This window comes from Halosegnis marinus (assembly GCF_029338355.1).
Lineage (GTDB): Archaea > Halobacteriota > Halobacteria > Halobacteriales > Haloarculaceae > Halosegnis > Halosegnis marinus.
This window is the reverse complement of record NZ_CP119802.1, coordinates 2,599,277-2,622,120: the sequence shown is the minus strand read 5'-3', so window position 1 is coordinate 2,622,120 and position 22,844 is coordinate 2,599,277. Positions and strand designations below refer to the sequence as shown.

Annotated in this window: 21 protein-coding genes and 5 pseudogenes; 16 read left to right on the top strand and 10 right to left on the bottom strand. The window is 71.5% G+C overall.

Annotated features, from left to right (window positions below; genetic code table 11):
• Positions 1 to 15 precede the first annotated feature (15 nt).
• Positions 16 to 831 (bottom strand): MOSC domain-containing protein, encoded by an 816-nt coding sequence (locus P2T37_RS14610; RefSeq protein WP_276234693.1) that lies wholly within the window; start codon positions 829 to 831, stop codon positions 16 to 18.
• A 74-nt stretch (positions 832 to 905) separates the two neighbouring features.
• On the opposite strand from P2T37_RS14610, the gene P2T37_RS14605 reads away from it, so the two are divergent.
• Both P2T37_RS14605 and P2T37_RS14600 read left to right on the top strand, forming a co-directional pair.
• On the top strand, positions 906 to 1,307 hold the full coding sequence (locus P2T37_RS14605; RefSeq protein WP_276234692.1) for a hypothetical protein: 402 nt from the start codon (positions 906 to 908) through the stop codon (positions 1,305 to 1,307).
• A gap of 24 nt (positions 1,308 to 1,331) precedes the next feature.
• A complete protein-coding gene (locus P2T37_RS14600; RefSeq protein WP_276234691.1) occupies positions 1,332 to 1,640 on the top strand; it encodes a transcription initiation factor IIB family protein in 309 nt (102 codons plus the stop codon).
• Positions 1,641 to 1,650: 10 nt separating this feature from the next.
• Here the strand turns inward: P2T37_RS14600 and P2T37_RS14595 are convergent.
• The 5 genes and pseudogenes from P2T37_RS14595 to P2T37_RS14575 all read right to left on the bottom strand — a co-directional run bounded on the left by P2T37_RS14595 (position 1,651) and on the right by P2T37_RS14575 (position 5,300).
• A pseudogene (locus P2T37_RS14595) lies at positions 1,651 to 2,153 on the bottom strand (phosphopantetheine adenylyltransferase).
• A gap of 42 nt (positions 2,154 to 2,195) precedes the next feature.
• On the bottom strand, positions 2,196 to 2,651 hold the full coding sequence (locus P2T37_RS14590; RefSeq protein ID WP_276234690.1) for a winged helix-turn-helix domain-containing protein: 456 nt from the start codon (positions 2,649 to 2,651) through the stop codon (positions 2,196 to 2,198).
• 61 nt (positions 2,652 to 2,712) lie between these two features.
• Positions 2,713 to 3,788, bottom strand: a pseudogene (locus P2T37_RS14585) (glutamate--cysteine ligase).
• Between the two features lie 47 nt (positions 3,789 to 3,835).
• On the bottom strand, positions 3,836 to 4,465 hold the full coding sequence (locus P2T37_RS14580) for a fibrillarin-like rRNA/tRNA 2'-O-methyltransferase (protein WP_276234689.1): 630 nt from the start codon (positions 4,463 to 4,465) through the stop codon (positions 3,836 to 3,838).
• A complete protein-coding gene (locus tag P2T37_RS14575) occupies positions 4,458 to 5,300 on the bottom strand; it encodes an NOP5/NOP56 family protein (RefSeq protein WP_276234688.1) in 843 nt (280 codons plus the stop codon). The genes P2T37_RS14580 and P2T37_RS14575 overlap by 8 nt, the downstream gene beginning before the upstream one ends.
• 115 nt (positions 5,301 to 5,415) lie before the next feature.
• Here P2T37_RS14575 and P2T37_RS14570 point away from each other — a divergent pair, with 115 nt between their 5' ends.
• Together P2T37_RS14570 and P2T37_RS14565 are read left to right on the top strand one after the other, a co-directional pair.
• Entirely contained in the window at positions 5,416 to 8,175 is a 2,760-nt protein-coding gene (locus P2T37_RS14570; protein WP_276234687.1) for a PAS domain S-box protein, read from the top strand.
• A complete protein-coding gene (locus P2T37_RS14565; RefSeq protein WP_276234686.1) occupies positions 8,097 to 8,378 on the top strand; it encodes an ATP-binding protein in 282 nt (93 codons plus the stop codon). The genes P2T37_RS14570 and P2T37_RS14565 overlap by 79 nt, the downstream gene beginning before the upstream one ends.
• Here P2T37_RS14565 and P2T37_RS14560 read toward each other — a convergent pair.
• On the bottom strand, positions 8,371 to 9,183 hold the full coding sequence (locus tag P2T37_RS14560) for an alpha/beta fold hydrolase (RefSeq protein WP_276234685.1): 813 nt from the start codon (positions 9,181 to 9,183) through the stop codon (positions 8,371 to 8,373). The genes P2T37_RS14565 and P2T37_RS14560 overlap by 8 nt on opposite strands.
• A 91-nt stretch (positions 9,184 to 9,274) precedes the next feature.
• Here P2T37_RS14560 and P2T37_RS14555 point away from each other — a divergent pair.
• The 6 genes and pseudogenes from P2T37_RS14555 to P2T37_RS14530 all read left to right on the top strand — a co-directional run bounded on the left by P2T37_RS14555 (position 9,275) and on the right by P2T37_RS14530 (position 12,693).
• Positions 9,275 to 10,971, top strand: a pseudogene (locus P2T37_RS14555) (aldehyde ferredoxin oxidoreductase family protein).
• Positions 10,968 to 11,681, top strand: a complete 714-nt coding sequence (locus P2T37_RS14550) for a DUF7124 domain-containing protein (RefSeq protein WP_276234684.1) — start codon at positions 10,968 to 10,970, stop codon at positions 11,679 to 11,681. Before P2T37_RS14555 ends, P2T37_RS14550 begins: the two are co-directional and overlap by 4 nt.
• Positions 11,682 to 11,722: 41 nt before the next feature.
• Positions 11,723 to 11,977, top strand: a complete 255-nt coding sequence (locus P2T37_RS14545; RefSeq protein ID WP_276234683.1) for a hypothetical protein — start codon at positions 11,723 to 11,725, stop codon at positions 11,975 to 11,977.
• Positions 11,974 to 12,117, top strand: coding sequence for a hypothetical protein (locus P2T37_RS14540; RefSeq protein ID WP_276234682.1), 144 nt, complete (start codon positions 11,974 to 11,976; stop codon positions 12,115 to 12,117). Before P2T37_RS14545 ends, P2T37_RS14540 begins: the two co-directional genes overlap by 4 nt.
• Positions 12,118 to 12,465, top strand: a complete 348-nt coding sequence (locus P2T37_RS14535; protein WP_276234681.1) for a hypothetical protein — start codon at positions 12,118 to 12,120, stop codon at positions 12,463 to 12,465.
• Between the two features lie 33 nt (positions 12,466 to 12,498).
• Positions 12,499 to 12,693, top strand: coding sequence for a hypothetical protein (locus P2T37_RS14530; RefSeq protein ID WP_276234680.1), 195 nt, complete (start codon positions 12,499 to 12,501; stop codon positions 12,691 to 12,693).
• Here the strand turns inward: P2T37_RS14530 and P2T37_RS14525 are convergent, their stop codons facing one another.
• On the bottom strand, positions 12,694 to 13,896 hold the full coding sequence (locus P2T37_RS14525) for a DUF7405 family protein (RefSeq protein WP_276234679.1): 1,203 nt from the start codon (positions 13,894 to 13,896) through the stop codon (positions 12,694 to 12,696).
• Positions 13,897 to 14,116: 220 nt separating this feature from the next.
• On the opposite strand from P2T37_RS14525, the gene P2T37_RS14520 reads away from it, so the two are divergent.
• Together P2T37_RS14520 and P2T37_RS14515 are read left to right on the top strand one after the other, a co-directional pair.
• Positions 14,117 to 14,389: a hypothetical protein gene (locus P2T37_RS14520; RefSeq protein ID WP_276234678.1), complete on the top strand. Its 273-nt coding sequence runs from the start codon at positions 14,117 to 14,119 to the stop codon at positions 14,387 to 14,389.
• A complete protein-coding gene (locus P2T37_RS14515) occupies positions 14,382 to 14,597 on the top strand; it encodes a hypothetical protein (RefSeq protein WP_276234677.1) in 216 nt (71 codons plus the stop codon). Before P2T37_RS14520 ends, P2T37_RS14515 begins: the two co-directional genes overlap by 8 nt.
• On the opposite strand, the pseudogene P2T37_RS14510 reads toward P2T37_RS14515, so the two are convergent.
• Both P2T37_RS14510 and P2T37_RS14505 read right to left on the bottom strand, forming a co-directional pair.
• Positions 14,594 to 15,228 (bottom strand): annotated as a pseudogene (locus P2T37_RS14510) (TorD/DmsD family molecular chaperone). The gene P2T37_RS14515 and the pseudogene P2T37_RS14510 overlap by 4 nt on opposite strands.
• Positions 15,228 to 17,342, bottom strand: coding sequence for a 4Fe-4S dicluster domain-containing protein (locus P2T37_RS14505; RefSeq protein ID WP_276234675.1), 2,115 nt, complete (start codon positions 17,340 to 17,342; stop codon positions 15,228 to 15,230). The pseudogene P2T37_RS14510 and the gene P2T37_RS14505 overlap by 1 nt, the downstream one beginning before the upstream one ends.
• Positions 17,343 to 17,530: 188 nt before the next feature.
• Here P2T37_RS14505 and P2T37_RS14500 point away from each other — a divergent pair, with 188 nt between their 5' ends.
• The 4 genes and pseudogenes from P2T37_RS14500 to P2T37_RS14485 all read left to right on the top strand — a co-directional run bounded on the left by P2T37_RS14500 (position 17,531) and on the right by P2T37_RS14485 (position 22,812).
• Positions 17,531 to 20,755, top strand: coding sequence for a formate dehydrogenase subunit alpha (locus P2T37_RS14500; RefSeq protein WP_276234674.1), 3,225 nt, complete (start codon positions 17,531 to 17,533; stop codon positions 20,753 to 20,755).
• Complete coding sequence (locus P2T37_RS14495) at positions 20,755 to 21,426, top strand: 4Fe-4S dicluster domain-containing protein (RefSeq protein WP_337250413.1); 672 nt, start codon at positions 20,755 to 20,757, stop codon at positions 21,424 to 21,426. Before P2T37_RS14500 ends, P2T37_RS14495 begins: the two co-directional genes overlap by 1 nt.
• A complete protein-coding gene (locus P2T37_RS14490; RefSeq protein ID WP_276234672.1) occupies positions 21,423 to 21,812 on the top strand; it encodes a hypothetical protein in 390 nt (129 codons plus the stop codon). Before P2T37_RS14495 ends, P2T37_RS14490 begins: the two co-directional genes overlap by 4 nt.
• A pseudogene (locus tag P2T37_RS14485) lies at positions 21,809 to 22,812 on the top strand (cytochrome b/b6 domain-containing protein). Before P2T37_RS14490 ends, P2T37_RS14485 begins: the two are co-directional and overlap by 4 nt.
• Positions 22,813 to 22,844 lie beyond the last annotated feature (32 nt).

Genomic DNA, 22,844 nt, shown 5'->3' with positions numbered 1-22,844 from the left:
GTCTATCGCTCTCGGTCACGGAGCGGCCGCGGACGCCCGGTAGACGAGCGCCGTCGCGCCCGCGACCAGCAGGGCGACGCCGGCCACCTCGAACAGGAGCGCGAACAGGTCCGCGAGCGCGCGGAAGCCGTAGCCGGGGAGCAGGTTCGCGAGCGAGTAGAGGACGCCGTCCGGGACGCCGGTGAAGCCGAACAGCCAGCCGACCAGCACGACGCCGTAGAGGGGGTAGCTCCCGTCGTCGGCCGCGAAGTCGAGCGCGTCGCGCGCGGAGGGACCGTGCATACCCGGCGTTCCGGGGGTTCGGTTACGGGTCTTGTGGCCCCTCGGCCCGCTCCGCGATGGCCGCGGCCAGCCCTCGCCGTCGAAGGACAGGTCCTCCCCGACCTCGACGGCGTCCCCGACGGCGAACTCGCCGGGTTCGACCACGTCCGCACAGATGCCGCCGCGGTCGCGGAGCGCGTCCATCAGCCCGTCGAGGCCGGCGACCTGCTCGACGTGGCGGCACGGCGGGCGCGGCCGGGTGCCCTCGAACACGGCCCCTCCGACGGAGAAGCGCGTCTCCAACAGCGCGGAGAGGTCGACGCCGCGCGTGACGACGTTCCGGCGGTGTTCGCCGCCCGAGAGGTCGATGCCGGCCTCGGACGCGATGGCATCGAGCGCCTCCGCCGCGACGAAGGTGACCTCGCACACGTCGAACGGGGAGTAGTAGCCCGTGCCGCGGCGGTAGCGGTCGCCGTCGAGGCCGCCGGGGAGCGCGCGCACCTTCTCGGCCGGTTCCATCGGCGCGCTCTCCTCCGGAGTCGTCCATATCGCCTCCACGCGGCCGTCCATGGGGAGCGAACGCGGACGGCCGGCATAACCGTGTTCCTGAAGACACTTACGGGCCGGCCGCCCACACCCGGGCGATGCCCTCACGACGCGCCCTGCTCGCCGCGGCCGGGGCGAGCCTCGCCGCCGGCTGTGCCTACGAGATGCCGACACCCACCCCGACGCCGTCCCCGACCGCGACCGAGGAGCCGACGCCGACGGAGCCGCCCGTCTGCGACGAGGTGACGGTGAGCGAACTCGACTTCCGGGCGGCCACGCCGGGGACCGACGACGGACCCGACGAGGAGTACGTCGTCGCCGTGGTCGAGTCCGAGGCTGCGGACCCTCCCGCACTGGTCGGTCGCATCGTCGGCTGTGACGGGCCCGAGGAGGTCCGCCGGGAACTCGACGGCGAGGGGACGTACACGTTCGAGTTCGGTCCCTACGAGGTCGGCTGCGTCACCTCCGTCGACCTCGGCTTCGAGGGGTGCAACGGTTAAGCCGCGCCGGGCACAACGCCGACCGTGTACCGCGCGTCCGACGAGGTGGCGAACGAGGAGTGGCTGGCCGCGCTCGACAGCGCCGCCGAGCGGCTCGACCTCCCCAGCGGGACGCGCTCGCGGGCCGCCGACCTGTTCCTCTCGACAGTGCCGGAGGGCGAGCGCTCGAAGCGCCCGGCGCTCGCCGCCGCCGTCTACGTCGCCACGCTCGCCACCGGCGAGGGCCGGTCACAGGGCGAGGTGGCCGACGCCGTCGGCGTGTCGCGGCTCTCCGTCCAACAGCGCTGGAAGGGGCTGATGGAGGAGGCGGGGCTCGAACCCCCGTCGTGGTGACGCGGTTCGCTCAGTTCGAGGGCTCGCTTCGCTCGCCCTCGCGGCCCTCCCGCTCGGGCGTCACGTTCCCGTGGACGTCTATCTCGCCGTTGACGACGCGCGTCGAGGAGATGATGCCGCCGTCCTCCGCGCGGACGTGGTCGACGACCTCCACGTCGAGCGGGTCGAGCCCCGCTCGGCGCGGACCTCGTTGACGACCTCGCCGCCGTCCTTCGTCTCGGGGGAGACGACGAGCACGTCGAAGCCCGGTTCGTCCGCGATGCCCGTCGGCTCCGTCAGTTCGCGTACCTCGAACGCCCGGTCGTACTCGTCGGCGAGGTCGGCGAGGACGGCTTCGAGGTCGCGCTTGCGCTCGTCGAACGGGCGGACGTAGCGCTCCTCGTTTCTCGTCTCGGGGGCGAGGTCGTCGCTGGTCAGGCCGACGGTGAGGTCGCCCAGTTCGAAGGCGCGAGAGAACAGCGCCCGGTGGCCGTCGTGGACCGGGTCGAAGGTGCCGCCGAGCACGACCTGCATACCCTGCGCGTGGTCGGCGCCCGGTAAAGTGGTTCCGTTCGCCTACGCGTCGTCCTCCTCCGTGACGGAGACCGTCACGGGGCCGGTATCGGTGTCGTCCTCGTCGTCGCCGAGCACCGCGTCGAGGTTGAACACGGTGTTCAGTTCCTCCTGGACCTCCTCGACCACCTCGCCCACGAGGTCGGCGGGCGCGATGGCCTCGTACTCGTAGGGGTTGTTGCCCGCGCCCGCGGCCTTGCGCTTCTCGCGCGTCACCGTCCCGTCGTCGTGGAGCGCGGCGAGCGCCTCGCGGACGGTGCTCGGATACAGCCCCGTCCCCTCGGCTATCTCCTCGCTCGTCCGGCCGGGGTGCTGGCGGAGTTCGATGTAGATGCGCGCCCGCGTCTCCGTGTCGAGCACCCACGCTAGCAGGTCCACCAGCCGCTGGTCGAGTTCCTCCGCCTCCTGCTCTATCCGTTCTCGGACGTCGTCGCCGGACGGGGAGTCGTCGGAAGACATGTGTTGCCTCTGCGTAGACATAATGCCGGCGTCAGAAAAAACTCGTCGCAACCGGGCGGGACTACCGGATTTTCAGCGACTCACAGAGCGCGTCGACGCCCTCGTCGGCCCGGAGTCGGCGCTGGCGCTCCGCCCCCGACTCTGCGTCGTAGAGGTCCACGATGCCGGAGACGCCGAGTCGGTCGGCCTCCCGCTCGACCAGTTCGCCCAGCGGGACGCTCTCCGCGAACTCGCGGTCCAGCAGCGCCGCGTCGTGGCCGTGGCGTATCGCGCGCCACTTGTTCTCGTCGAGCAGTTCCCGGCGGTGGTCGCTCCCCGACTCGCCGTCCTCGTAGCGCGCGGCGAGGTCCGCGACCAGCGCCTCGGTGTACTCGACGAACGCCAGCACGCGCTCCGGGTCCGACTGCCCGTCCGGCGTGCGCACCTCGACGGTGCCGTGGCCGGAGTGCGGCCGCACGTCGTACCACAGTTCCCCGCGGTCGTTGATGCCGTCCGTCTCCACCATCGTCCGCTCGAAGGCCGCGTACTCCTCGAAGGAGTCGAACGCCGTCGGCATCCCGGTGTTCGGGAGGTTCTCGAACACCGTCGCCCGCGCGGAGGCCAGCCCGGTGTCGTAGCCGTTCCAGAACGGGAGTTCGCCGACAGCGCGAGCATCACGGGGAGGTGCCACCGGAGTTCGTTCGCGATCCACGTCGCCTTGTCCGCGTCGTCCACGCCGACGTGGACGTGGAGGCCGGCCGTCGTGTTCCGGTGTTGGGGGTACTGGATGCGCTCCAACTGCGCGCGGTAGCGCGGCTTCTCCGCGTGGTCGAGTTCGCGCCACGTCGCCAGCGGATGCAGCCCCGCGGCGGCTATCTCGAACCCCTGTGCGGCGGCGTGGTCGGCGAGCGCCTCGCGGACCGCCGAGAGCTGTTCGCCCGCCTCGGCGAGCGACTCACAGGTCGGCGTCTGCGTCTCCACGACGCACTTGAACAGCTCGTGGTCGAGCCGACCCTCCAGGAGTTCGGGGGGCTCGGAGTCATAGACGAGTTCGTCGGTGCCGGCGGTCGGGCGGCCGCGCTCGTCGACGACGAAGAACTCCTCCTCGATGCCGAGCGTTCCGGACGTGTCGAAGGCGTCGGCCGACCCGAGTTCCATCGTCACGCCGTCCGCCCGCCGCCGGTAAAGCGGTTCCGTTCGCGGCGTTACCGCTTCCGGGCGACGACGCCGAGGTGGTCCTCGTGGAACGGCTCCAGTCGCGCCGTCTCGACCAGCTCGTAGGACTCCGAGAGCGTGTCGAGCTCGCGCTCGAACACCTCGCTCGGGTCCGCGACGACGTCCTCCGAGCGGGCCTTGATGGCCGCGAGCAGGAGGCCGCCCGTGTCGAGGAAGCGGGCGTTCGCGTTCGCCACGCGGGCCTGCCCGCGCGTCGCCACGTCCTGGACGACCACGTCCGCCGGCTCGACCACGTGCGCGTACGTCTCGGGCTTGCGCGCGTCCTTTAACAGGGGGAACAGCCGGGGGCGCGACTCGGCGGCGTCGAGCAGGTCGCGCGTCGGCCGGGCCGCGAACTCGACGGCGTACGTCGCCCCGGCGAAGTCCGCGACGTGCGAGACGGTGGTGCCCGCCGCCGCGCCGAGATACAACACCGTCTCGCCGCCCGCGAGCCCGGTGTCCATCCCCGTTTCCAGCATCGCGCCGAGCTTCGACCGGCGGGCGTCCCACGCGCGCCAGCCGTCCGCCGTGGGCTCGCCGTACACCGGTTCGCCCTCGGTCGCCAGCCGCTCCTCGCCGTCGAACCGCCGGCGCTCGACGCCCGCGGGGAGCTCACTCATCGTCCTCACCCTCGGCGCGGGCGCGGATGGTCGCCATGCGCTCGTCCAGTTGGCGCTCTATCTCGGGGTTGTACTCGCCCGTGTAGTGGTCGCCCCGGGCCGCGATGGCGAGCTTCCCGGCGAGCGCGCGGGCCGCGCTCCCGCGGTCGTCGGGCCGGGTGCCGCGGACGTACTCGTGGGTGAAGATGACGCCGTGCTTCGGCGAGGGCGCTCGGCCACGGAGGTGGGCGAACAGCGCGTCCTCGGCCCCGAGGACCTGTATCGTCCCCGACGGCTTCTTCGCCAGCGACTCCAGCCCGCCCGCCAGCGCGACGAGCCGCGCCGCGAGGACGGGGCCGGCCAGCGCCGAGAGGTTCGGGGCCACCTCCGGGGCGGTCCGTTCGATGTACGCCCGCAGGTCCGCGGCCTCGTCGTCGAGGTCGACGACGCGCTCGGCCAGCGAGACGACCCGCCGCTCCGTGGGCTCGTCCGGGTCCCGCTCCGCGACGGCGCGCGCGCCCTCGACGCCGGTCCCGGCCCCCTCGAAGAGGCTCCCGGCCCACTCGCCGACGCGCTCGGCGAGTTCGTTCGCGGTGCGGTCGCAGTCGTCCATCGCGCGGACCGCGTGTATCAGCTGTCGGTCGCCCGCCCGCTCGGCCTCGCGCACGGCGGCCTCGGCGGCGGCCGTCGTCGCCGCCTTCAGCCGGTCGTAGTAGTCGTCCGTGTCGCCGGCGAAGCCCGCATCGACGGCCCGCCCGGGCCAGTCGTCGGGCGCGTCGGCGCGTCCCTCGCGGACCCGCGCGGCCGCGCTCTCCGTGTCGTCGGGGTCGAGTCCGGCGAACCACGCGTCGCTCATACCCCGTCGTGTCGCGGGCGCGGCTAAAGGGTCGCGGTCCCGCGGGGCGGGGGGCTTTCCGGCGAGACCGACGGACGACAGTCCGCTTATGTTCGGGCAGGCATAACTCCGTTCGATGACCGCTCCCGTCGTAGTCGTACACCCGTCCTCGGACGCCGCGGACGGGTACGACCTCGGTGGACTCGACGCGACACACGTGCGGGACCCGGCCGACGTGGACGCCGCCGTCGAGTGCGTCCTCCTCCCGGCCCGGGACGGGTGGCCGGAGGCCGTCGCGACGCTGCGCGAGCGCGTCCCGGCGGTACCCGTGCTGCTCGTCGGCGAGGCCGGCCCGGCCGACGCGGCGCGGGCCTCGCGGCTCGGGGTCGAGTACGCGGCCGAGGACGCGTTGGCCGCGACGGGCGAGACCCTCGCCGAACGCGTCGCGGCGGCGCTCGACGCCCCGTCGGCCGTCTCCGACGGTCGCGACCGGGGCGCGCTGCGCGACCTCCACGAGATAGCGACGCTCGACACGGACCTCGCCTCGAAACTGGACGAACTGTTGCGGGTGGGGTGTACCTACCTCGGCCTCGACGTGGGCGTCTCGGCGGAGTTCGCGGACGACGGCGATGATCTCCGTGTCAACGCCGCCGTCGGGGAGGCCGCGCCGCTGGTCGGGCAGTCGCTCGACCCCGACTCGCGGTTCGCGGCGGCGCTCGACGGCGACGGCGTCGTCGTGTCGGGCGACGCCCCTCCCGATGCGGCGGGGCTGTGTTCGTCCATCGGCGCGACGGTGCGGGTGGAGGGCGAGCCGTTCGGCCTGCTCTGTTTCGCGAGCGCCGAGCCGCGCCCCGGCGGCTACACGGAGGCCGAACGGGAGTTCGTCGAGCTGCTCGTCAGCTGGACGGGGTACGAACTCGACCGCGCGGCGGCCGAGCGGGAGGTCCGGGCGGCCCGCAACGAGGTCCGGCGGACGCTCGACCGCATCGGCGACGGCTTCGTCGGCCTCGACGCCGACTGGGAGCTGACGTACCTCAACGACGGCGGGCGCGAGGTCGTCGCCGCGGCCGGGTGCGACGACGGGCGGTTCGAGGGGCGGCGGCTCTGGGACGTCGCCCCCGCGCTCGCGGACACGGGCTTCGAGGGACGGCTCCGCGAGGCGCTCGACACCGGGGAGGCGGTGACCTTCGAGCATCGGTTCGAGCCGCTGGACGCGTGGTTCGAGGTCCGGGCGTACCCCGCCGAGGAGGGGCTGTCCGTGTTCCTCGCGGACGCGACGGAGCGTAAGGCACGCGAGCGGGCGCTCGACGGCCTCCTCTCGACCACCGAGGAGCTGATGGCGGCGGGCGACCGCGAGCGCATCGCCGAGGTGGTCGCGCACGCCGCGGCGGAGGTGCTGGACCTCGGCTTCAACACCGTCCGGCTGTACGACGAGGAGCGCGACCTCCTCGTCCCGGCGACGTTCAGCGAGTCGGCCCGCCGCGAGGTGGGGGACGTGCCGCTCCACCCGCCGGGGGAGGGCCTGTCCGGGACGGCGTTCGTGCGCGGCGAGCCGGTCGCCTTCGAGGAGTTGGACGGCGAGATACCCGACGCCTACGGCGCCATCGAGTCGGCGTACGCGGTGCCGCTGGGCGAGCACGGCGTCCTCTCCATCGGCAGCTACGACCCCGAGGGGCTCGACGAGGGGGAGCGGGCGCTCGCCTCGGTCCTCGCGGCGAACGCGACGGCCGCGATGGACCGCGCGGCCCGCGAGACGCGCCTGGAGCGGTACCGCGCCGTCCACGAGGCGGTCGAACAGCGCGTGTACGTCCTCGACGAGGAGGGCCGCATCGTCCTCACCACTGACCGCCTCCTGTCGGAACTCGGCTACGACGAGTCCGACGTCATCGGCCGGCACGTCTCGACGTTCCTCGGCGAGGGGGCCACGCGCCGGGGCGCGGCGCTGTTGGCCGAACTCGACGACGAGCCGCCGACGGAGAGCCGGAGCTACGAGACCACGCTCACGACCGCCGACGGCGACGAGGTTCCGGTCGAGATAGAGCTGTCACGGTTCCCCGAGAGCGCCGGCATCGAGGGGAGCGTCGGCATCGTCCGCGACCGCTCGCAGCTGGAGGCCGAGCGGAGCCGTTTCGCCGGGCTGTTCGACCGGCTGCCGGACGCCGTCGTCGACGCCGTGGTCACGGACGACGGCCCGGTCATCCGCCGCGTGAACGGCACCTTCGCGGAGACGTTCGGTATCGACCGCGACACCGCCTCGGGTACCGCGCTCGACGACATGGTCGTCCCAAACGACGAGGACACCGTGGACCTCGCCGACGCGGAGGACCACCTCGTCGGCCCCGTCGAGGTGGAGCGCGAGACGGCCAACGGGCGCCGCACGTTCCTGTTCCGCGCGGTGCGGTACGGCGTCACCGACGACGGCCCGCTCGTCTTCGGCATCTACACCGACATCACCGACCGGAAGGAGGACCAGCGGCTCATCGAGATGCTCAACCGCGTCTTCCGCCACAACATCGCCAACACGAACGGCGTCGTGCAGGGGTATCTGGAGATACTCGCCGAGCGGCTGGACGGCGACGACGCGGCGTACGCGCGCAACGCGCTCGACGCCGCCGACCGCATCACGGAGATAGCCGGCAAGCTCCGGGACATCGAGCACGCGCTCGGCGGCGGCGAGGGTCGTCCGGCGACCTCGGGGGCGTGGTCGCCGACGCCGTCGCCGAGGTCCGCGAGAGCCACCCCGACGCCGCCTTCGACGTCGAGGTTCCCTCCGTCGCCGTCCGGGACCGCGACCTGTTCGCCACCGCCGTCCGCGAGGTGCTCGAGAACGCCGTCATCCACGTCGGCGAGACCCCCGCGGTGCGCGTCACGGCGACGGCGACCGACGACGAGGTGACCCTCCGCGTGAGCGACGACGGGCCGGGCGTCCCCGAGCGCGAGCGCGCCGTGGTCACGGGCGAGGTGGACATCACCCAGCTCGACCACAGCCGCGGGCTCGGCCTGTGGCTCGTCCGCCACGTCTGTACGACGCTCGGCGGGACCATCGCCTTCGAGGACGACGGGTCCACGGTCGTGTTGACCGTCGCCCGCGCTACCTGAGAAAGCCCGCGACCGCCCCGTCCACCAGCCGACCGCCCTCTATCATCGCGTCGTGGCCCCACCCGTCCAGCCGCTCGTGTCGCGCGCCGAGACCGTCGGCCGTGCCCGCGAACGCCGCGTCGGTGAAGAAGGGGTCGGCGGTTCCCCCGACGACGAGCGCGGGAACGCCCACCTCCCCGAGCCACGGCCGTGCGTCGAAGGCGAGCGCCGCGCGGAACGTCCGCCGGATGTCGTCGGCGGGCGGCGACCGCACGGCGTCGAAGCCCCGGACCGCGAGCGCGCCGAGTCGGCGGCGCGCCCCGGTGACGACCGCGCGGACGCCGGCGCGATACACCCGGAGCCACTCGCCGGCGTCGGCCCAGCGGGTCCACGCCCGGAGCGACTCGCGGCCGTGGCGGGAGAGCCGCGCGGCCGAGAGCGCGAGCGTCACGGAGCGGACGCGGTCGTCGCGGCGCGCGAGGTCGAGCGCGAGGAAGCCGCCCATCGAGACGCCGACGAGGTCACACGGCCCGAACGCGTCCAGCGCGGCGCGGTAGCGGTCGCCCATTCCCGCGACCGTGTCGGGCACCCCGGGCGGCCGCGAGAGGTAGTACACCGTCCGGGGCGCGCCGGCCGCGGCACAGGCTCGGGCCTGGCGGCGACAGTACGCGGCCAGCACGAGGTCGAACCACGCCCGCTCGCCGGCCCGGAGCAGGGGGTCGTTCACGCCCGGGAGCACGAGCAGGGGCGGACCGTCGCCGTAGCCGACGTAGGGGTGGTCCGCGGCCGTGCCGCGTCGGAGGTTCGTGCTCGGGGCTCGGACCATGTTCCCGCGACGACGGTCGCGGGCAAAAGGGTGCCGCGAGGGGGTTCCGCGGCGGAAACGCTTTTAGCCGGCTTCGCCGTTGACCCGACGAATGACGACGCCGCCGGACCGCGTGTTGCGGGTGGACCTCTCCGAGGGGTCGGTGACGAGCGAGCGGGTCCCCGAGCGGTGGCGCCGGCGCTACATCGGCGGGAAGGGCCTCGGCGCGCGCTACCTCCACGAGGAACTGCCCGCAGGGGCGGACCCGCTCGGCCCGGAGAACGTGCTGTGCTTCGCGCTCGGGCCGCTCTCCGGACTCCTCCCGGGGGAGTCGCGCTACGCCGCGGTGACGAAGTCGCCCCTGACGGGCGCGTTCCTCGACTCGTACGCGGGCGGCGACTTCCCCGGGGCGCTCGCGGGCGCGCTCGACGACCACCTCCTGCTCGTCGTGACCGGGGTGGCGGACGAACCCGTCCGCCTCGTGGTCGCGGACGGCGACGCGCGCATCGAGCCGGCGACGACGTGGGGCGCGGACGCCGCCGAGACCTGCACGGCCCACGAGGGGGCAGTCGCGTGTATCGGCCCCGCCGGCGAGGCCGGGGTCGCGTACGCTACCATCGCCTCCGGGCCGAACGCCGACCACCACGCGGGTCGGGGCGGCGCGGGCACCGTGATGGGCGCCAAGCGGCTGAAGGCGGTCGTCGCGCGCGGCGACCCGCCTGAGGGGTTCGCCGACCTGCGCGAGTCCTACGCGGAGCGCTACGCCGAGGACGCGACGGGCCGGTGGCTCGCGACGAGCGAGACGCTCGAAACCGTGGACTTCGCCGACGAGGCGGGCGTGCTCGCCTCGCGCGGCTGGACGGAGCGGGGCTTCGCCGGCGCCGACGACGTGGGTATCGAGGCCGCGCGCGCCGCCTCGCACGGCCGCGAGCGAGCGGACGACGCCGTCGCGGGCGGCTTCCGCGTGCGGACCGACGCGGGCGACACCGTCCCGCGCGGCGCGACGGCGATGACGCTCGGCGCGGGCCTCGCCATCGACGACTTCGACGCGGTCGCGGAACTCGGCGAGGTGTGCAACCGCCTCGGCATCGACCTCATCTCCGCGGGCAACGCCGTGGCGTGGGCCGCCCGCGCGAGCGAGGAGGGCGTCATCGAGGACGGGTACGCCTTCGGCGACCCGGACGGCGCGCGCGCGCTGCTCGCGGACATCGCGGCCCGCGTCGGCGACCTGGGCGACGCGCTCGCCGACGGGGTGGCCGACGCCGCGGAACGGCTCGGGGGCGAGGGGCTCGTCCCGACCGTGAAGGGGATGGAACTGCCGGCCTACGACCCCGCGGCGCGGCCTCGATGGCGCTCGCGTACGCCACCTCCGACCGGGGCGGCTGTCACCGGCGCGCGCGGCCCGTCGAGCGCGAGCCCTTCGAGGGGCCCTTCACCCCCGCGGAGGCGGCGAGCGCCGTCATCGACGCACAGGACACCCGCGCGGTGCGGTGGAGCCTCGTCGCCGACGACTTCACGGGCGAGACGCTGGCGGACGACGGCGCGGAGTGGCTCGACGCCGTCGGCGCGCCCCACGAGGGGCTGGCCGAGGCCGGCGAGCGCGTCTGGAACCTCGTGCGGCTGTTCAACGTCCGCGAGGGGTTCACACGGGCCGACGACACCCTGCCCGCGCCGATCGACCCCGACAGCCTCGACACGGACTTCGAGGCGCTGCTCGACGCGTACTACGACGCGCGCGGCTGGGACGACGAGGGCGTCCCGACGGCCGCGACGCTCGAACGGCTGGACCTCGACCACCTGCGACCATGACCGACAGCATCGACCTCGACGACATCGACGTACAGGACGACGACGAGGAGCCGGAGGCCAACCCCGGCGACTGGCTCTGGAAGGGGGACGGCGACCCGGACGAGGAACCCGAGGACGGCGAGGCGGGCCTCACGGGCGCGGACATCGGCGACGCGACGCCGCGGGTGCCCCGCGACACGGACGGGAAGCCGGTCGGCATCCCGAAGGAGGGGGGCGGCGCGGGCGCGGGGGCGGAGTCGTCCGCCGCCGGCGGTGCCGGCGACGCGACGCCGGGCGTGCCGGAGGGCGGCGACGAGGGAACCGTCTCGGGCCCGGTCGGCGCGGGCGCCGACGCCACGAGCGGGCCGCACGGCGGCGACGCCGACGAGATGACGCTCGCGTTCACCTACCGGGCGGCGAAGGCGCTCGCCGACCCCGCGGCCGCGACGACGGACGCCGCGCGGTGGTCCGACTGGGTGGGCATCGTCGGGGACGTCCCGACGCACGTCCTCAACAAGTTCCAGCGCGAGCACGTCATCGACCTCGACTTCTTCAACGGGTCGGGCACCCGGCCGACGGAGCGGCTGGCGGAGATCGGCCCCTCCTCGATGTTCTACGCCGAGCGGATGGTGCTCGTGGGACTCGCAGACGAGGCGGGGATGGAGCCCGAGGGGTGGGAGTTCCGGCCGCTTGAGGAGGCCGCGGAGAAGGCCGGCTGGGCGCTGGCGTGAGGCGAGCGTAGCTTTTTGGTCCGGGGGCCGGAAGCCCGAGTATGGCCATGCGAAACGCGCTATCACAGAACAAGCTCGTCACCTTCGCCGTCGCGCTCGCGGGCGTGTGGACGGTGCTCACCGCGCTGCGCGTCTGGAACGGCATCGACTGGTCCGCCGGCTACGTGGGTCAGACCGCGACGAGCGGCATCGTCGGCCTGCTCGTCATCGGCGGGCTGTTCGCGCTCATGCTCGTCCTCTACGGCGAACTGGAGTCGAACACGCCGGCGCCGGAGACGTTCCCCCCGGAGGAATGACCCGCTACGCGTGTAGCGACTGCGGCACGACCATGGACCTGCTCGACACGACCGGCAACGACCGGATGGAGCCGTGCCCGGTCTGCGAGCAGCAGACGCGCTGGGAGCTGGCGTTCGCGGGCGACGGGGTGAGCTACTGAGTGCGCGTCCCCGTCTCCGACCGCCTCCGCGAGGCCGCGTCCGACTGGGGCGAACAGCGACTCCAGAGCGCCGACGAGGCGCTCGAAACGAAGGTAGAACAGGCGCTGCTGGAGGTCGAACACCTCGCGAGCGGCGCCACGGACGTCGAGTTCGAACTCGACGGCGACGAGATACGCTTCGAGCCGTCGCGGGAGCTGTCGCGGCTCCTCTCCGAACAGGCCGACGAGGCCGGAATCGGCCCCGACGAGGTGCTCGTGATGTACGTGGACCTGTGTGCCCGCGTCTTCGTGAGCGACGACGACGAGCGGCCGGCCAACGCGCCGCCGACCGACCTCGACCTCGGGTGAAGTTTTATGTCCTCACACCCGGGACGTGTGAGCATGTCGAACGATGACAGCGGGTGGCGGCCCACGGGCGCGACGGACTCCTACAACGGCCACGAGGTGTGGGACTTCGAGCACGGTCCCCACGAACTGAACCCGGGCGAGGTTGACGGCGAGGTGTCCATCCTCACCGCCGAGGAGCGTGCCGACGGCAAGACGGGCGAGGAGTCCGAGCCGCTCGCCGAGGAGTAGTCAGGGCGTCGCCCGCCGGGCGCGCGGCGGCACGTAGAAGTTCGCGCGCGACCGAACGGTGACGAAGTTCAACAGCCCGTTGTTCTGCCGGTCCGTTATCGACGGGTGGTCGTCGCGCAGCCACCAGCCGTTCATCGCGTCGCGCGCCGTCTCGAAGTCCGCGAGCGACCGCTGGTACGAGAGGAAGTGGAGGCCGGCACGGCCGCCGTCGACGGTGTTGAAGTCGCGGCGCAACAGGATCGGCTCGCCGTTCTCGCGGGCACGCGCCATCTTCTCCGTGTGGCCGACGACGCCGTAGTCCCGGGCGTGTTCGCGTACGGCGTCCGCGAACGGCACGTCCGTGTCGTAGGTCTCCGCCTCCTCGGGCGTCACGTCCGGCGAGAACATCCGCGCGACCCGGTCGGGCATGTCCATCGCGTACCAGCCGTCGAGCGAGAACGTGAGGTGCGAGAGGTGCATGGTCGTGCCGCCGTCCCACCGGCCGCCGGACTTCGTCACGCGGTCGAGACTCGCCTGGGTGCGGACCCGCCCGGAGCGGAAGCCCATGAACCCCGGCGCGCCGTCGAGCGGGGCGCCCTCGGGGATGCCCTCCGCGTCCGCGTGGGCGGCGGGCAGTCCCTCGCCCATGAAGCCGGTGACCCGTCGCCGCCGGTCGAACAGGTCGCCCAGCGGCGCCTCGACGGGGGCGCCACCGAGCGTGTCGCGGTCGCCGAACAGCGCGGCCTCCGTCGCCGTCAGGTGCGACTCGGTGTCGCTGGCGAGGACGAGCGCCGCGTCGAACGACCGGAGGTCGGGGTCGTCCGTCCGCGACAGCACGCGCGGCCGACGGATCGGCGCGCGCCCGAGCGACCCCTGCTTCTCGAAGTAGCCCGTCCCCCACGCCCACGTGTGCAGGAGGTCCGCGCTCGACCAGTCGTAGGCCGCCTCCAGCGCGCGGCAGGCGCGCTCGACGCGCTCGCGGAGCGCGTCGTCTATCGGGGCCGTCGCGTCCAGCATGAGGACGCGGTGAAAGCGGGGTAACAGGGGGTTGCCGTGTTCGTCGGTGCGCATGCCCCCGACCCAGTCGTGTTGGAGCGCCGGAAGCGAGTCGGCCCGCGGGTTCGGCGGCAGGTCGAGCGAGGGCTCGGAGCCCGTACAGCCCGCGAGACTGGAGATGCCGACGGCCGCCGCGACGCGCGAGAGGAGCCGTCTCCGGCTTGCCATACCGGCACATGGGAAGCACCGGCGAAAAGCGTTCTTCAACGGACGCTGACAGGAAGGGTAACTGTTTAGCGGAACGTTCACTAGTACCAAGGTGTGACTCTCGCGCTGCACGCCGGGCCGAACCTCCCCTGCCGCTGGGGGAGTCGTGGCTCGTACTGGGGCTGGCGACCCTCGCGGTGCTCGCGGTCTGTTACGACGTGTACCGCCGGGAGGTGTTCGGGTGAGCGTCGCCGACGTCGCCGCGCGCGTGGACGGCGAGTCGGTGCTCTCCCGCGTCCACACCGCCGTCTACGTGTTGACCGCGCTCGTCGTCCTCTCGCTGCTCGTCGTCGGGACCGTGGCGGTCATCGCGGCGCTGAAGGGGACGTGGCACTGGCAGATACACCTCCAGTCGACCGTGAGCTACATGGCCGTCTTCGTCTCGTACCTGCTCGCGGCGCTGGTGCCGCTGTTCGCCGTCTCGGTCGTCGGCCGGTGGTGGGTCCGTGGGTAGGTTCGAGACCGTCGCGCTGGCGGTCTTCGTGCTGCTCGTCGTCGCCGTCGGCGCGGTGGGCGCCGCGGGCGTCGCCGCCGAACTGAACGGCTCGTGGGAGAGCCTGCTGGCCTTCGAGCGATTCACCCGCCGGAGCGTCGATATCGTCCTCGCGCTGGCGGGTGTCGGGGTCGCCGCGGCCTTCCTCGTCGTCGCCCGGGCCCGCTAGCGGTCCGCGACCATCTGTGCGACCAGTTCGTCCTCGAACTCCACGAACCCCGCGAAGACGTGGGCCGCGGCGAGGTAGAAGGGGTCGTCCGTCTCCGCGACGAGCGCCTCCAGCAGGTCCTCGTACCAGACGAGCAGGTGCTCGTCGAGGAAGACGCGCTCGAAGCCGAACGTCTCCTCCTGGCCGGCGCGCTGCCGGTCGATGAGTTGGCGGATGAACGCGAGTTCGACGGCGACGAAGTCGTTCTCCTCGGGGAACTCCTCGGAGGGCTTCCAGCCCGCGGCCGAGTACGAGGCCTCCACGTCCGCCAGCCCCTGCCCGATGAACTCCGTGTCCTCGCGGTAGTGGGTCTCGTGCGGGAGGACGGGCGGCCGCGGCGCGGTGAACAGCCGGCTGTACTCGGTGGCGAGTTCCTCTGCCACCGTCGCGGGGTCGCGCCCTCGTTCTCCGCGACGAACTCCCGGAGGTACTCGAAGCCGGTGTCGAGCCGGTCGTTCACGGGGTCGTCGGGGAAGGCGAGTTCCCCGCCGAGCAGGCGCTCGACGAACGCCTCGTCGGGCACGTCCTGGAACGCCTCGATGGGGAAGTCCACGAGCGTGAGTCGGGCGTCGTACACGGCGAGTTCGTCCATCAGTTCCCACCCCCGAACAGCAGGGTAGTGCGACAGTCGCCGCAGTACTCGAAGATGTCGTGGTCGGCCTCGGGCGCGATGCCGGTCACGCGGTCGCCCACCTCGCCGCGCACCTTCTCGATGGTGCCCGCCGAGGCGAACGCCTTGCCGCAGCGGACGCACTCCTGCATCTCGCCGTCGTGGACCGTGTGCCACGCCTCGCCGTCGTTGCGCTCGGGCAGCAGCGAGAGGTCGAGGCCGTCCTTCATCGTGATGGCCGTTTCGGGACACCCCTGCTCGCAGAGGCCGCAGTTGACGCACTGCTCGTGGTTGAACTCCAGGTCCGCGTCCGTCGTCCGGCGGATGGCGTCGGTCGGACAGAGGTTCGAACAGGTCGGCGTGAGGTTACAGGCCTCGCTCACCTCCATCCGGCCGAACGCCGTCAGCCCGCGTATCACGTCGCGCTCGGGCTCGGCGTGTTGGACGATGGCCCGCACCGACTCGAGCGCCCAACCGTGGGTGTCGAAGTCGGGGTTCGGCCGCTCGGCCTCGATACGGCCCGTGGCCTCGTGCTCGCCGCGCGGCACCGGCGAGGGGTCGAGGCCGCCGACGAACGTCTCCAGCTCCTCGCGGAAGCGCGCGGGGTCGGGACCGGGCGCGAGGAACGTCGTCCGGTCGCCGAGGCCGAGGTCGCGGGTCGCGCGGTTCAGCCGCTCGACGAGCGCGGCCTTCGGGTCCGGCCCGGAGTGGAGACACGACTCGCCGCAGCCGACGATGGCGACCCCCTCCGCGCCCGCCGCGAGCGCGTGGAGGACGTGCGCGGAGCCGACCGTGTCCGTGCAGTTGACCGACACCGGGAGTATCGGCGGGTAGCCGCCCTCGGCACCCGCGGCCGCGGCGCGGCCGTACTCGCGGAGGCGGTCGCGCGCCCGCTCGGAGCAGGTGAAGGCGACCACGGGGGTCTCGATGCCGTCGTCGCCGCGGCCGAACCACGAACCGCCGTCGTCGGTGTCCTCGTCCACGAGCGCCTCGACCTCGCGGGCGAGCCGTCGGTTCGAGGGCTCGCGGAGCGACACCGCGCCGGTCGGGCAGGCGCTCGTACACGCGCCGCAGTTCTGACACGCCACGGGGTCTATCTCCACCTCGTCCACGGCCGGCCGCGCGACCGCGCCGTGCGGGCACGCGTCCGAACACTCCGTACACCCCTGCTGGCTCGACGCGCCCGACGCGCACACGTCCATCTCCAGGTCGATGAACCGCGGCTTCTCGACGCCGCCGAGCAGCGACTCGACGGCCGCGACGGTTCCGGCGTCCGAGGTGGTGTAGAAGCCAATCCGGCCGCCGCGTTCGCGACGGTCCGCGCCGGGCCACACGACCTGGTCGGCGTCGAGCGTCGTCGTCTCGCCGTCCATGTCGATGGCGTCGGTGGGACAGCAGTCGGTCCATTCGCCGCGCGGGGCCTCGGGGTGGATGTCCACCGGGCGGGCGGTGACCATGTCGTCGGGGCCGCGCTCGACGCACTCCATACACGAGATGCAGTCGGCGGTGACGCGCGACCGGAGCGAGAGCGTGAACTCGCCGTACTCGCCCTCGACGGAGGCGACGCCGCCCCGGCGGAGCGTCACGTCGTCGAGGTCGAGGTCCGCGCCGGCGAACTCCCGGCCGTTCGCGACGAGCGTCACGTCGGCGGTGTCCGCGAGCGCGGCGGCCGTCTCGGGGTCGCCGACGACGGCGACGCGGTCGCCGGCCTCCCGGGAGACGCGCCGCTCCCCGCTCGCCTCACGGACGCCCGCGGCCGTCGCGTTGATGACACGGGCCGTCTTGTCCGTCGCCTCGTCGCGGTCGTGGACCCACGCGCTCCCCTCCCGGTGGTCGACGAACGCGGTGGCGTCCGGGTGGAGCCCCGCCTCGGTCGCCCGCTCGCGGATACGGCTCTTACAGCCGTCGTCCGTGGCGGTCGCGACCACCTGGTCGAGGTCGTACTGGTCGATGACGTGTTCCATCGCGTCGAGGCCGTCCTGACACAGGAGGCTCGAACTGGCGACGACGTCCACGTCGCGCACCCCGTCCCGCGCCCGTTCGAGGTCGATGTCGCACGACCCGCCACAGGAGCACGCAAACGCGCCGATGTTCATACCCGTCGAATCGGCGGGCCCCCCATATCGGTTTCGGGGCCACCGGCCCATCGCGTCCTCCCGAACAGGTCTGGTTAAATGTATTTATGTAATTATTCTTTAAGATGGGGTACAACTTTTTGTGAGTTGGTATCACACCAAAACTAGAACCGTCTACGAAGAACGGTCAGGGAAACCATGGAAACACAATGAGCGCGGAACCGGTCTCACTCGATCTCGACCGACGTTCGTTCATGAAGGCGAGCGCACTGGCGGGCGGGCTGGCCCTCGGCGGGGGGACGGCAGGCCACGCGCTGGCCCAGAGCGACGGCGAGACCGACGGCACCGACGACGAAGGGGAACTGACGAAGACAGTCTGTAACTACTGTGCGGTCGGCTGCGGCTTCCGCGGCGAACGCGAGGGCAACGCGTTCGTCGGCCAGGAGCCGTGGCACGAGAACCCGATAAACAACGGCTCGCTCTGCTCGAAGGGGGCGGGCATCTTCTCGTCCGAACACTCCGAACGCCGGCTGAAGCACCCGCTCCAGAAGGTGGACGGGGAGTGGCGGAAGATCTCGTGGAACGAGGCGTACGACCACATCGCCTCGGAGCTGAACACCATCGTCGAGGAGGACGGCCCCGACGCGACGATGTGGCTCGGCAGCGCCCACCACTCCAACGAGGAGGCGTACGCGTTCCGGAAGTTCGCCTCGATGTTCGGCACCAACAACGTGGACCACCAGGCGCGTATCTGCCACTCCACGACGGTCGCCGGCCTCGCCAACACGTGGGGTTACGGCGCGATGACGAACACCATCAACGACTACCGGAACTTCGACCTCAACGTCATCATCGGGCAGAACCCGGCCGAAGCCCACCCCATCGCGATGCAGCACATCCTGGAGGGCCAGAAGCGCGGCGGGAAGATCGCCTGCGTGGACCCGCGGTTCACCAAGACCGCGGCCCACGCGGACGAGTTCTTCCGCATGCGCCCGGGGACGGACGTGGCCCTCATGATGGGGCTCATCCGCTACCTGCGCGAGCAGGACGAGCTCGACCGCGAGATGCTCGACGAGCGCGTCTTCGCGTGGGAGGACCTCGCCTCCGAGCTGGACCGCTACGACCTCGATACCGTCGCCGACATCACCTGGATGAGCGTCGAGGAGATCCAGCAGCTCGGGGACATGATAATCGAGGCCAAGCCCAGCGTCCAGATCGAGTGGGCGATGGGCGGCACCCAGCACAACAACGGGACGCAGAACATCCGCTCGTACGCGGCGCTGTCGCTCGGTAGCGGCTCCGCGGCGCGCTCGGGCGGCGGCCTGCAGGTCATGCGCGGCCACGCCAACGTCCAGGGGGCGACCGACCTCGCGGTCGCGAGCCACATCCTGCCCGGCTACTACGGCGTCGGCTCGCGCGGCTCGTGGGAGTACTGGGCCGACGTGTGGAACCAGAGCCCGTTCACGAGCGGGTCGACGGACTTCGACACGCTGTACGACCGCTTCTCGACGATGCCCCAGGACGTCTGGACGGAACAGGGCGGGGCCGCCGACGCGAGCGCGATGGACCGCTCGCTCATGTTCCAGAACGGGCTCACGGTCGCCCGCTGGTTCGAGGGAGCGCTCCCGCAGTCCGAGCGGCTCAACGAGACGCCGCTGTACCAGGAGAACGACCTCCGTGCGGCGTTCTTCTGGGGCCACTCCGCGAACTCCATCTCCGAGATGGGGAAGATGCAGCAGGCGATGCAGAACCTCGACCTGCTGGTCGTCGTGGACGTGTTCCCGTCCGTCGCGTCCGTGCTGCCGGACCGCGACGACGGCGTCATCATCCTGCCGGCGTCGAGCCAGTACGAGCACTACCGCTCGCTGACGAACTCGCACCGCTCCATCCAGTGGTCGGAGCCGGTGCGGCCGCCGTCGCACAACTCCCGGCCCGACCTGCGGATCATCCAGGAACTCGCCGCGAAACTCGGCGAGTATGACTACTGGGACGGCCTCGGCGCCCACTTCGACTGGGGCTCCGGCCCGAACATCCACAACGGGAAGTCCACCTACGAGGAGGTCATCCGCGAGATAAACATCGGCCTGCGGACCATCGGCTACATCCAGAGCCCCGAACGGCTCCAACAGCACCTCGACTACGACTACGCGTTCTCGACGGAGACGCTGAAGGCCGAGGAACAGGGCTTGCCGGTGTCCGACGAGTTCTGGGGGCTGCCGTGGCCCTGCTGGGGCGAGGGCCATCCCGGCACGCCCATCATCTGGAACGACGACATGGACCCGCGCAACGGCGGGCAGGACTTCCGCGCACGCTGGGGCACGCAGGCCCCGACCCCGGACGACTGGGACGGCATGAACACGGACAAGCCGTACCCGATGCAGGACACCGTCGACGCGAAGGGCGTCGAGGAGGGGACGAACCTCCTGCGCGACGAACTCGTCCCGGAGAACTGGGAGAGCGACTACCAGGGCGTCATCAACGGCGTCCCGGAGTACCCCGGCTGGAAGACGGTCCTCCCCGAGGACCTCACCAACCCGGACGCGCTCTCGCTCCCCTACCAGTACGCGCTCGACCCGAACGAGTCCGTGTACACGCTGGCGCAGGAACTCGTCAGCCGGGGGATGGAGGAGCACGTGGTCCAGCCCGGCATGAACGTCGAGGAGTCGCTGGAGTGGTGGGAACAGTACGACTACAAACAGCCCGACGCGCCGACGGGGCGCGGCCGGGCGCGGGCGACGGTGTGGAACTTCATCGACACCGTCCCCGTCCACCGCGAACCCATCGAGAGCCCGCGGCCGGACCTGGTGGAGCAGTGGCCCGCGAACGGCCAGCAGAAGAACTTCTACCGGTTCGACCAGAACAACTCGGTCACCCAGGAGGACGCGATGCAGAAGGTGGCCGACCAGGGGCTCAACACCATCATGACCACCGGCCGGCAGGTGGAACACCAGGGCGGCGGCTCGGAGACGCGGTCGAACGAGATGACCGCCGACCTCCAGCCGCACATGTACGCGGAGATAACGCCGGCGACGGCCGAGGACCTCGACGTGGACGGCGGCGACATGCTCATCGTGTCGTCGACGGACCGCGGGTCCATCCTCGTGAAGGCGCGGGTGACGGACCGCCCGAACGACAGCGAGACGTTCCTCCCCTTCCACTGGGGCGGCGTCTTCAAGGGACAGAGCCTGGAGGACCGCTACCCCGAGGGGACGGTCCCGTACGCCATCGGCGACTCCGTGAACGCCATCACGTCGCGCGGCTACGACGTGGAGACGCAGATGCAGGAGACGAAGGTATCGATGGTCCGGCTGGAGCCGGCCACGGAACAGCGCATGGAGGAACTGAACATGGAGGTCATCGACTTCCCGCAGGACCGGGACGGCATCGGTCTCCAGAAGGACTTCGATGTCCGTGACTCCGAGACGGTGCAATAATGTCTACAAACGAACAAAACAGAGAGGTCCTGGGCCAGGGCGTCATGAACGTCGGGGAGGGAGCGCGTATCTTCCCCGACGTGGAAGCGTGCATCGACTGCGGCGGCTGTGTCGTGGCGTGCAAGCGGACGTGGGACGTCGGCCCGCAGGAACAGCGCATCAGCATCTCGACGATGCTGGAGGGACAGGAGGCGGACGAGGGGTTCAACCACCGGAGCTCACAGGCGCTCGCGGAGGGTGCGAGCCCGGGCGAGACGTCCATTCCGATGCAGTGTTACCACTGCGAGAACGCGCCGTGCGTCTCGGTGTGTCCGGTGGACTCGCTGATCAAGAAGGAGAACGGCTTCGTCGAGGTCCGCGACGACCTCTGTATCGGCTGTCAGTACTGCCTCTCCGCGTGTCCGTTCGGGGCGCCGCAGTTCCCCGACTCGAACGACGGCTCGGCACAGGTGTTCGGCACCGGCGGCACGATGGACAAGTGTACGATGTGCGAGGAGCGCCAGCACGTCGGCAAGGGGCCGGCCTGCGCCGAGGAGTGCGCGACCGACGCTATCCTCGTCGGCGACGCGGCCGAGATCGCCGACGAGATGGAGAAGCGCGGCTCCGCGCCGTTCTTCAACGACCAGGCGATGGAGATAATCTTCGGCGAGGAGGCCGGTGAGTTCTCGTGAGCGAACTCCCCGAGACCCGTAGCTACGGCGGCCTGTCCATCCTCGTCTCCGCCGTCGTCGGCGTCGCCGCGGCGCTGGGGAGCATCTGGTGGGCGAGCGGCTTCGGGCCGTTCTACGAGACGCTGTTCCGGGTCGGCCCGACCGTCGCGGGCGGCGGCGTCGGCACGGACTGGGTCGAGGGCAACACCATCGCCGAACTGGACTTCCTCATCGCGCTCATTCACGCGGCCGACGTCCTGATGGGCGTGTTCATCCTGTTCATGGTGTTCCTCCACTGGTCGGCGTTCCGCCGCATCGCGGCGCGGATGCGCCAGCCCGGCGAGCAGGCCGACGCCGGCGACGTGGTCGCCGACGGCGGCGAGGTCGAGGGAGGTGAGGACCGATGACGAGCCTCGACCACGGGAAGTTCACCCGGATGACGACGACGTTCCACGCCCTGCTGGGGCTGGACGTGTTCATCCTCTTCTTCACCGGCTACGGCATCATGTTCAACGACGAGCTGTGGTGGCTCGCCGAGCTGATGGGCGGCACCGCGGGCGTCGCCGCCGTCCACCGCGTGGCCGGCGCGGGCCTCATCGCGCTCATCGTCTTCTGGATCGTGCTCATGGTCATCACCCCGACCGGCCGCTCGAACTTCCGGGAGATACTCCTCACCCGGGAGGACATCGAGGCGATGATACAGGACGTGAAGTTCATGCTGGGGCGCGCCGACGAGCGCCACCCGAACGCCCTGCAGTTCGCGGGCGGGAAGGCCGACGAGGTCCCGCTGCTCACCTACATCGGGAAGGGCGTCGTCTACATCTTCAGCGTCGAGCTGACGCTCCTGTCCATCTCGGGGCTGCTCATCTGGTCGAAGACCGGCGTGATGGAGGTGTACGCCACCCGGACGGCCGCGATGGCGTTCGTCGTCTTCCACGGCCTGCTCGGCGTCATCATGGTGATGGGGATAATGTTCCACATCTTCGAGCACGGCTTCCACCCCGCGTTCTACCCGCTGGAGCCGAAGGCGTTCATCCCCCGGAGCATGATTCCGGAGGACCACTCCGGCAACGGCGAGTGGGGCATCGAGAAGCTCGAACTGTCGCCGTCGTGGCACTGGGTCACGACCGTGATGGGGGTGTTGACCGTCATCGGCATCGTGTCGTTCCTCGTCGGGAGTATCTTCGACGAGGGTATCCGGTGCCGCGCGAACTCGTCATCGGCGGGGGACCGACCTCGCTGCTGATGACCATCGGCATCAACATCGGCGTCTTCGTGCTGTTCGTCGGCATCGTGCTGTCGATGTACGGGAACGTGCTCCGCGTCCGCTGGGAGAAGGAGCTCGCACAGCGCCAGGAGGAGGGCGAAACCGTCGCCGCGGACGGCGGCGAGCCGAGCGACGACTGACTTCCGGTTCTTCCTCCTTCGGTTTTCCTCGC

Coding starts and splice junctions, on each gene's coding strand:
- P2T37_RS14610 (WP_276234693.1), bottom strand. CDS start 831: ATGGACGGCCGCGTGGAGGCGATATGGACGACTCCGGAGGAGAGCGCG.
- P2T37_RS14605 (WP_276234692.1), top strand. CDS start 906: ATGCCCTCACGACGCGCCCTGCTCGCCGCGGCCGGGGCGAGCCTCGCC.
- P2T37_RS14590 (WP_276234690.1), bottom strand. CDS start 2,651: ATGTCTTCCGACGACTCCCCGTCCGGCGACGACGTCCGAGAACGGATA.
- P2T37_RS14580 (WP_276234689.1), bottom strand. CDS start 4,465: ATGAGTGAGCTCCCCGCGGGCGTCGAGCGCCGGCGGTTCGACGGCGAG.
- P2T37_RS14575 (WP_276234688.1), bottom strand. CDS start 5,300: ATGAGCGACGCGTGGTTCGCCGGACTCGACCCCGACGACACGGAGAGC.
- P2T37_RS14570 (WP_276234687.1), top strand. CDS start 5,416: ATGACCGCTCCCGTCGTAGTCGTACACCCGTCCTCGGACGCCGCGGAC.
- P2T37_RS14560 (WP_276234685.1), bottom strand. CDS start 9,183: ATGGTCCGAGCCCCGAGCACGAACCTCCGACGCGGCACGGCCGCGGAC.
- P2T37_RS14550 (WP_276234684.1), top strand. CDS start 10,968: ATGACCGACAGCATCGACCTCGACGACATCGACGTACAGGACGACGAC.
- P2T37_RS14545 (WP_276234683.1), top strand. CDS start 11,723: ATGGCCATGCGAAACGCGCTATCACAGAACAAGCTCGTCACCTTCGCC.
- P2T37_RS14540 (WP_276234682.1), top strand. CDS start 11,974: ATGACCCGCTACGCGTGTAGCGACTGCGGCACGACCATGGACCTGCTC.
- P2T37_RS14530 (WP_276234680.1), top strand. CDS start 12,499: ATGTCGAACGATGACAGCGGGTGGCGGCCCACGGGCGCGACGGACTCC.
- P2T37_RS14525 (WP_276234679.1), bottom strand. CDS start 13,896: ATGGCAAGCCGGAGACGGCTCCTCTCGCGCGTCGCGGCGGCCGTCGGC.
- P2T37_RS14505 (WP_276234675.1), bottom strand. CDS start 17,342: ATGAACATCGGCGCGTTTGCGTGCTCCTGTGGCGGGTCGTGCGACATC.
- P2T37_RS14500 (WP_276234674.1), top strand. CDS start 17,531: ATGAGCGCGGAACCGGTCTCACTCGATCTCGACCGACGTTCGTTCATG.
- P2T37_RS14495 (WP_337250413.1), top strand. CDS start 20,755: ATGTCTACAAACGAACAAAACAGAGAGGTCCTGGGCCAGGGCGTCATG.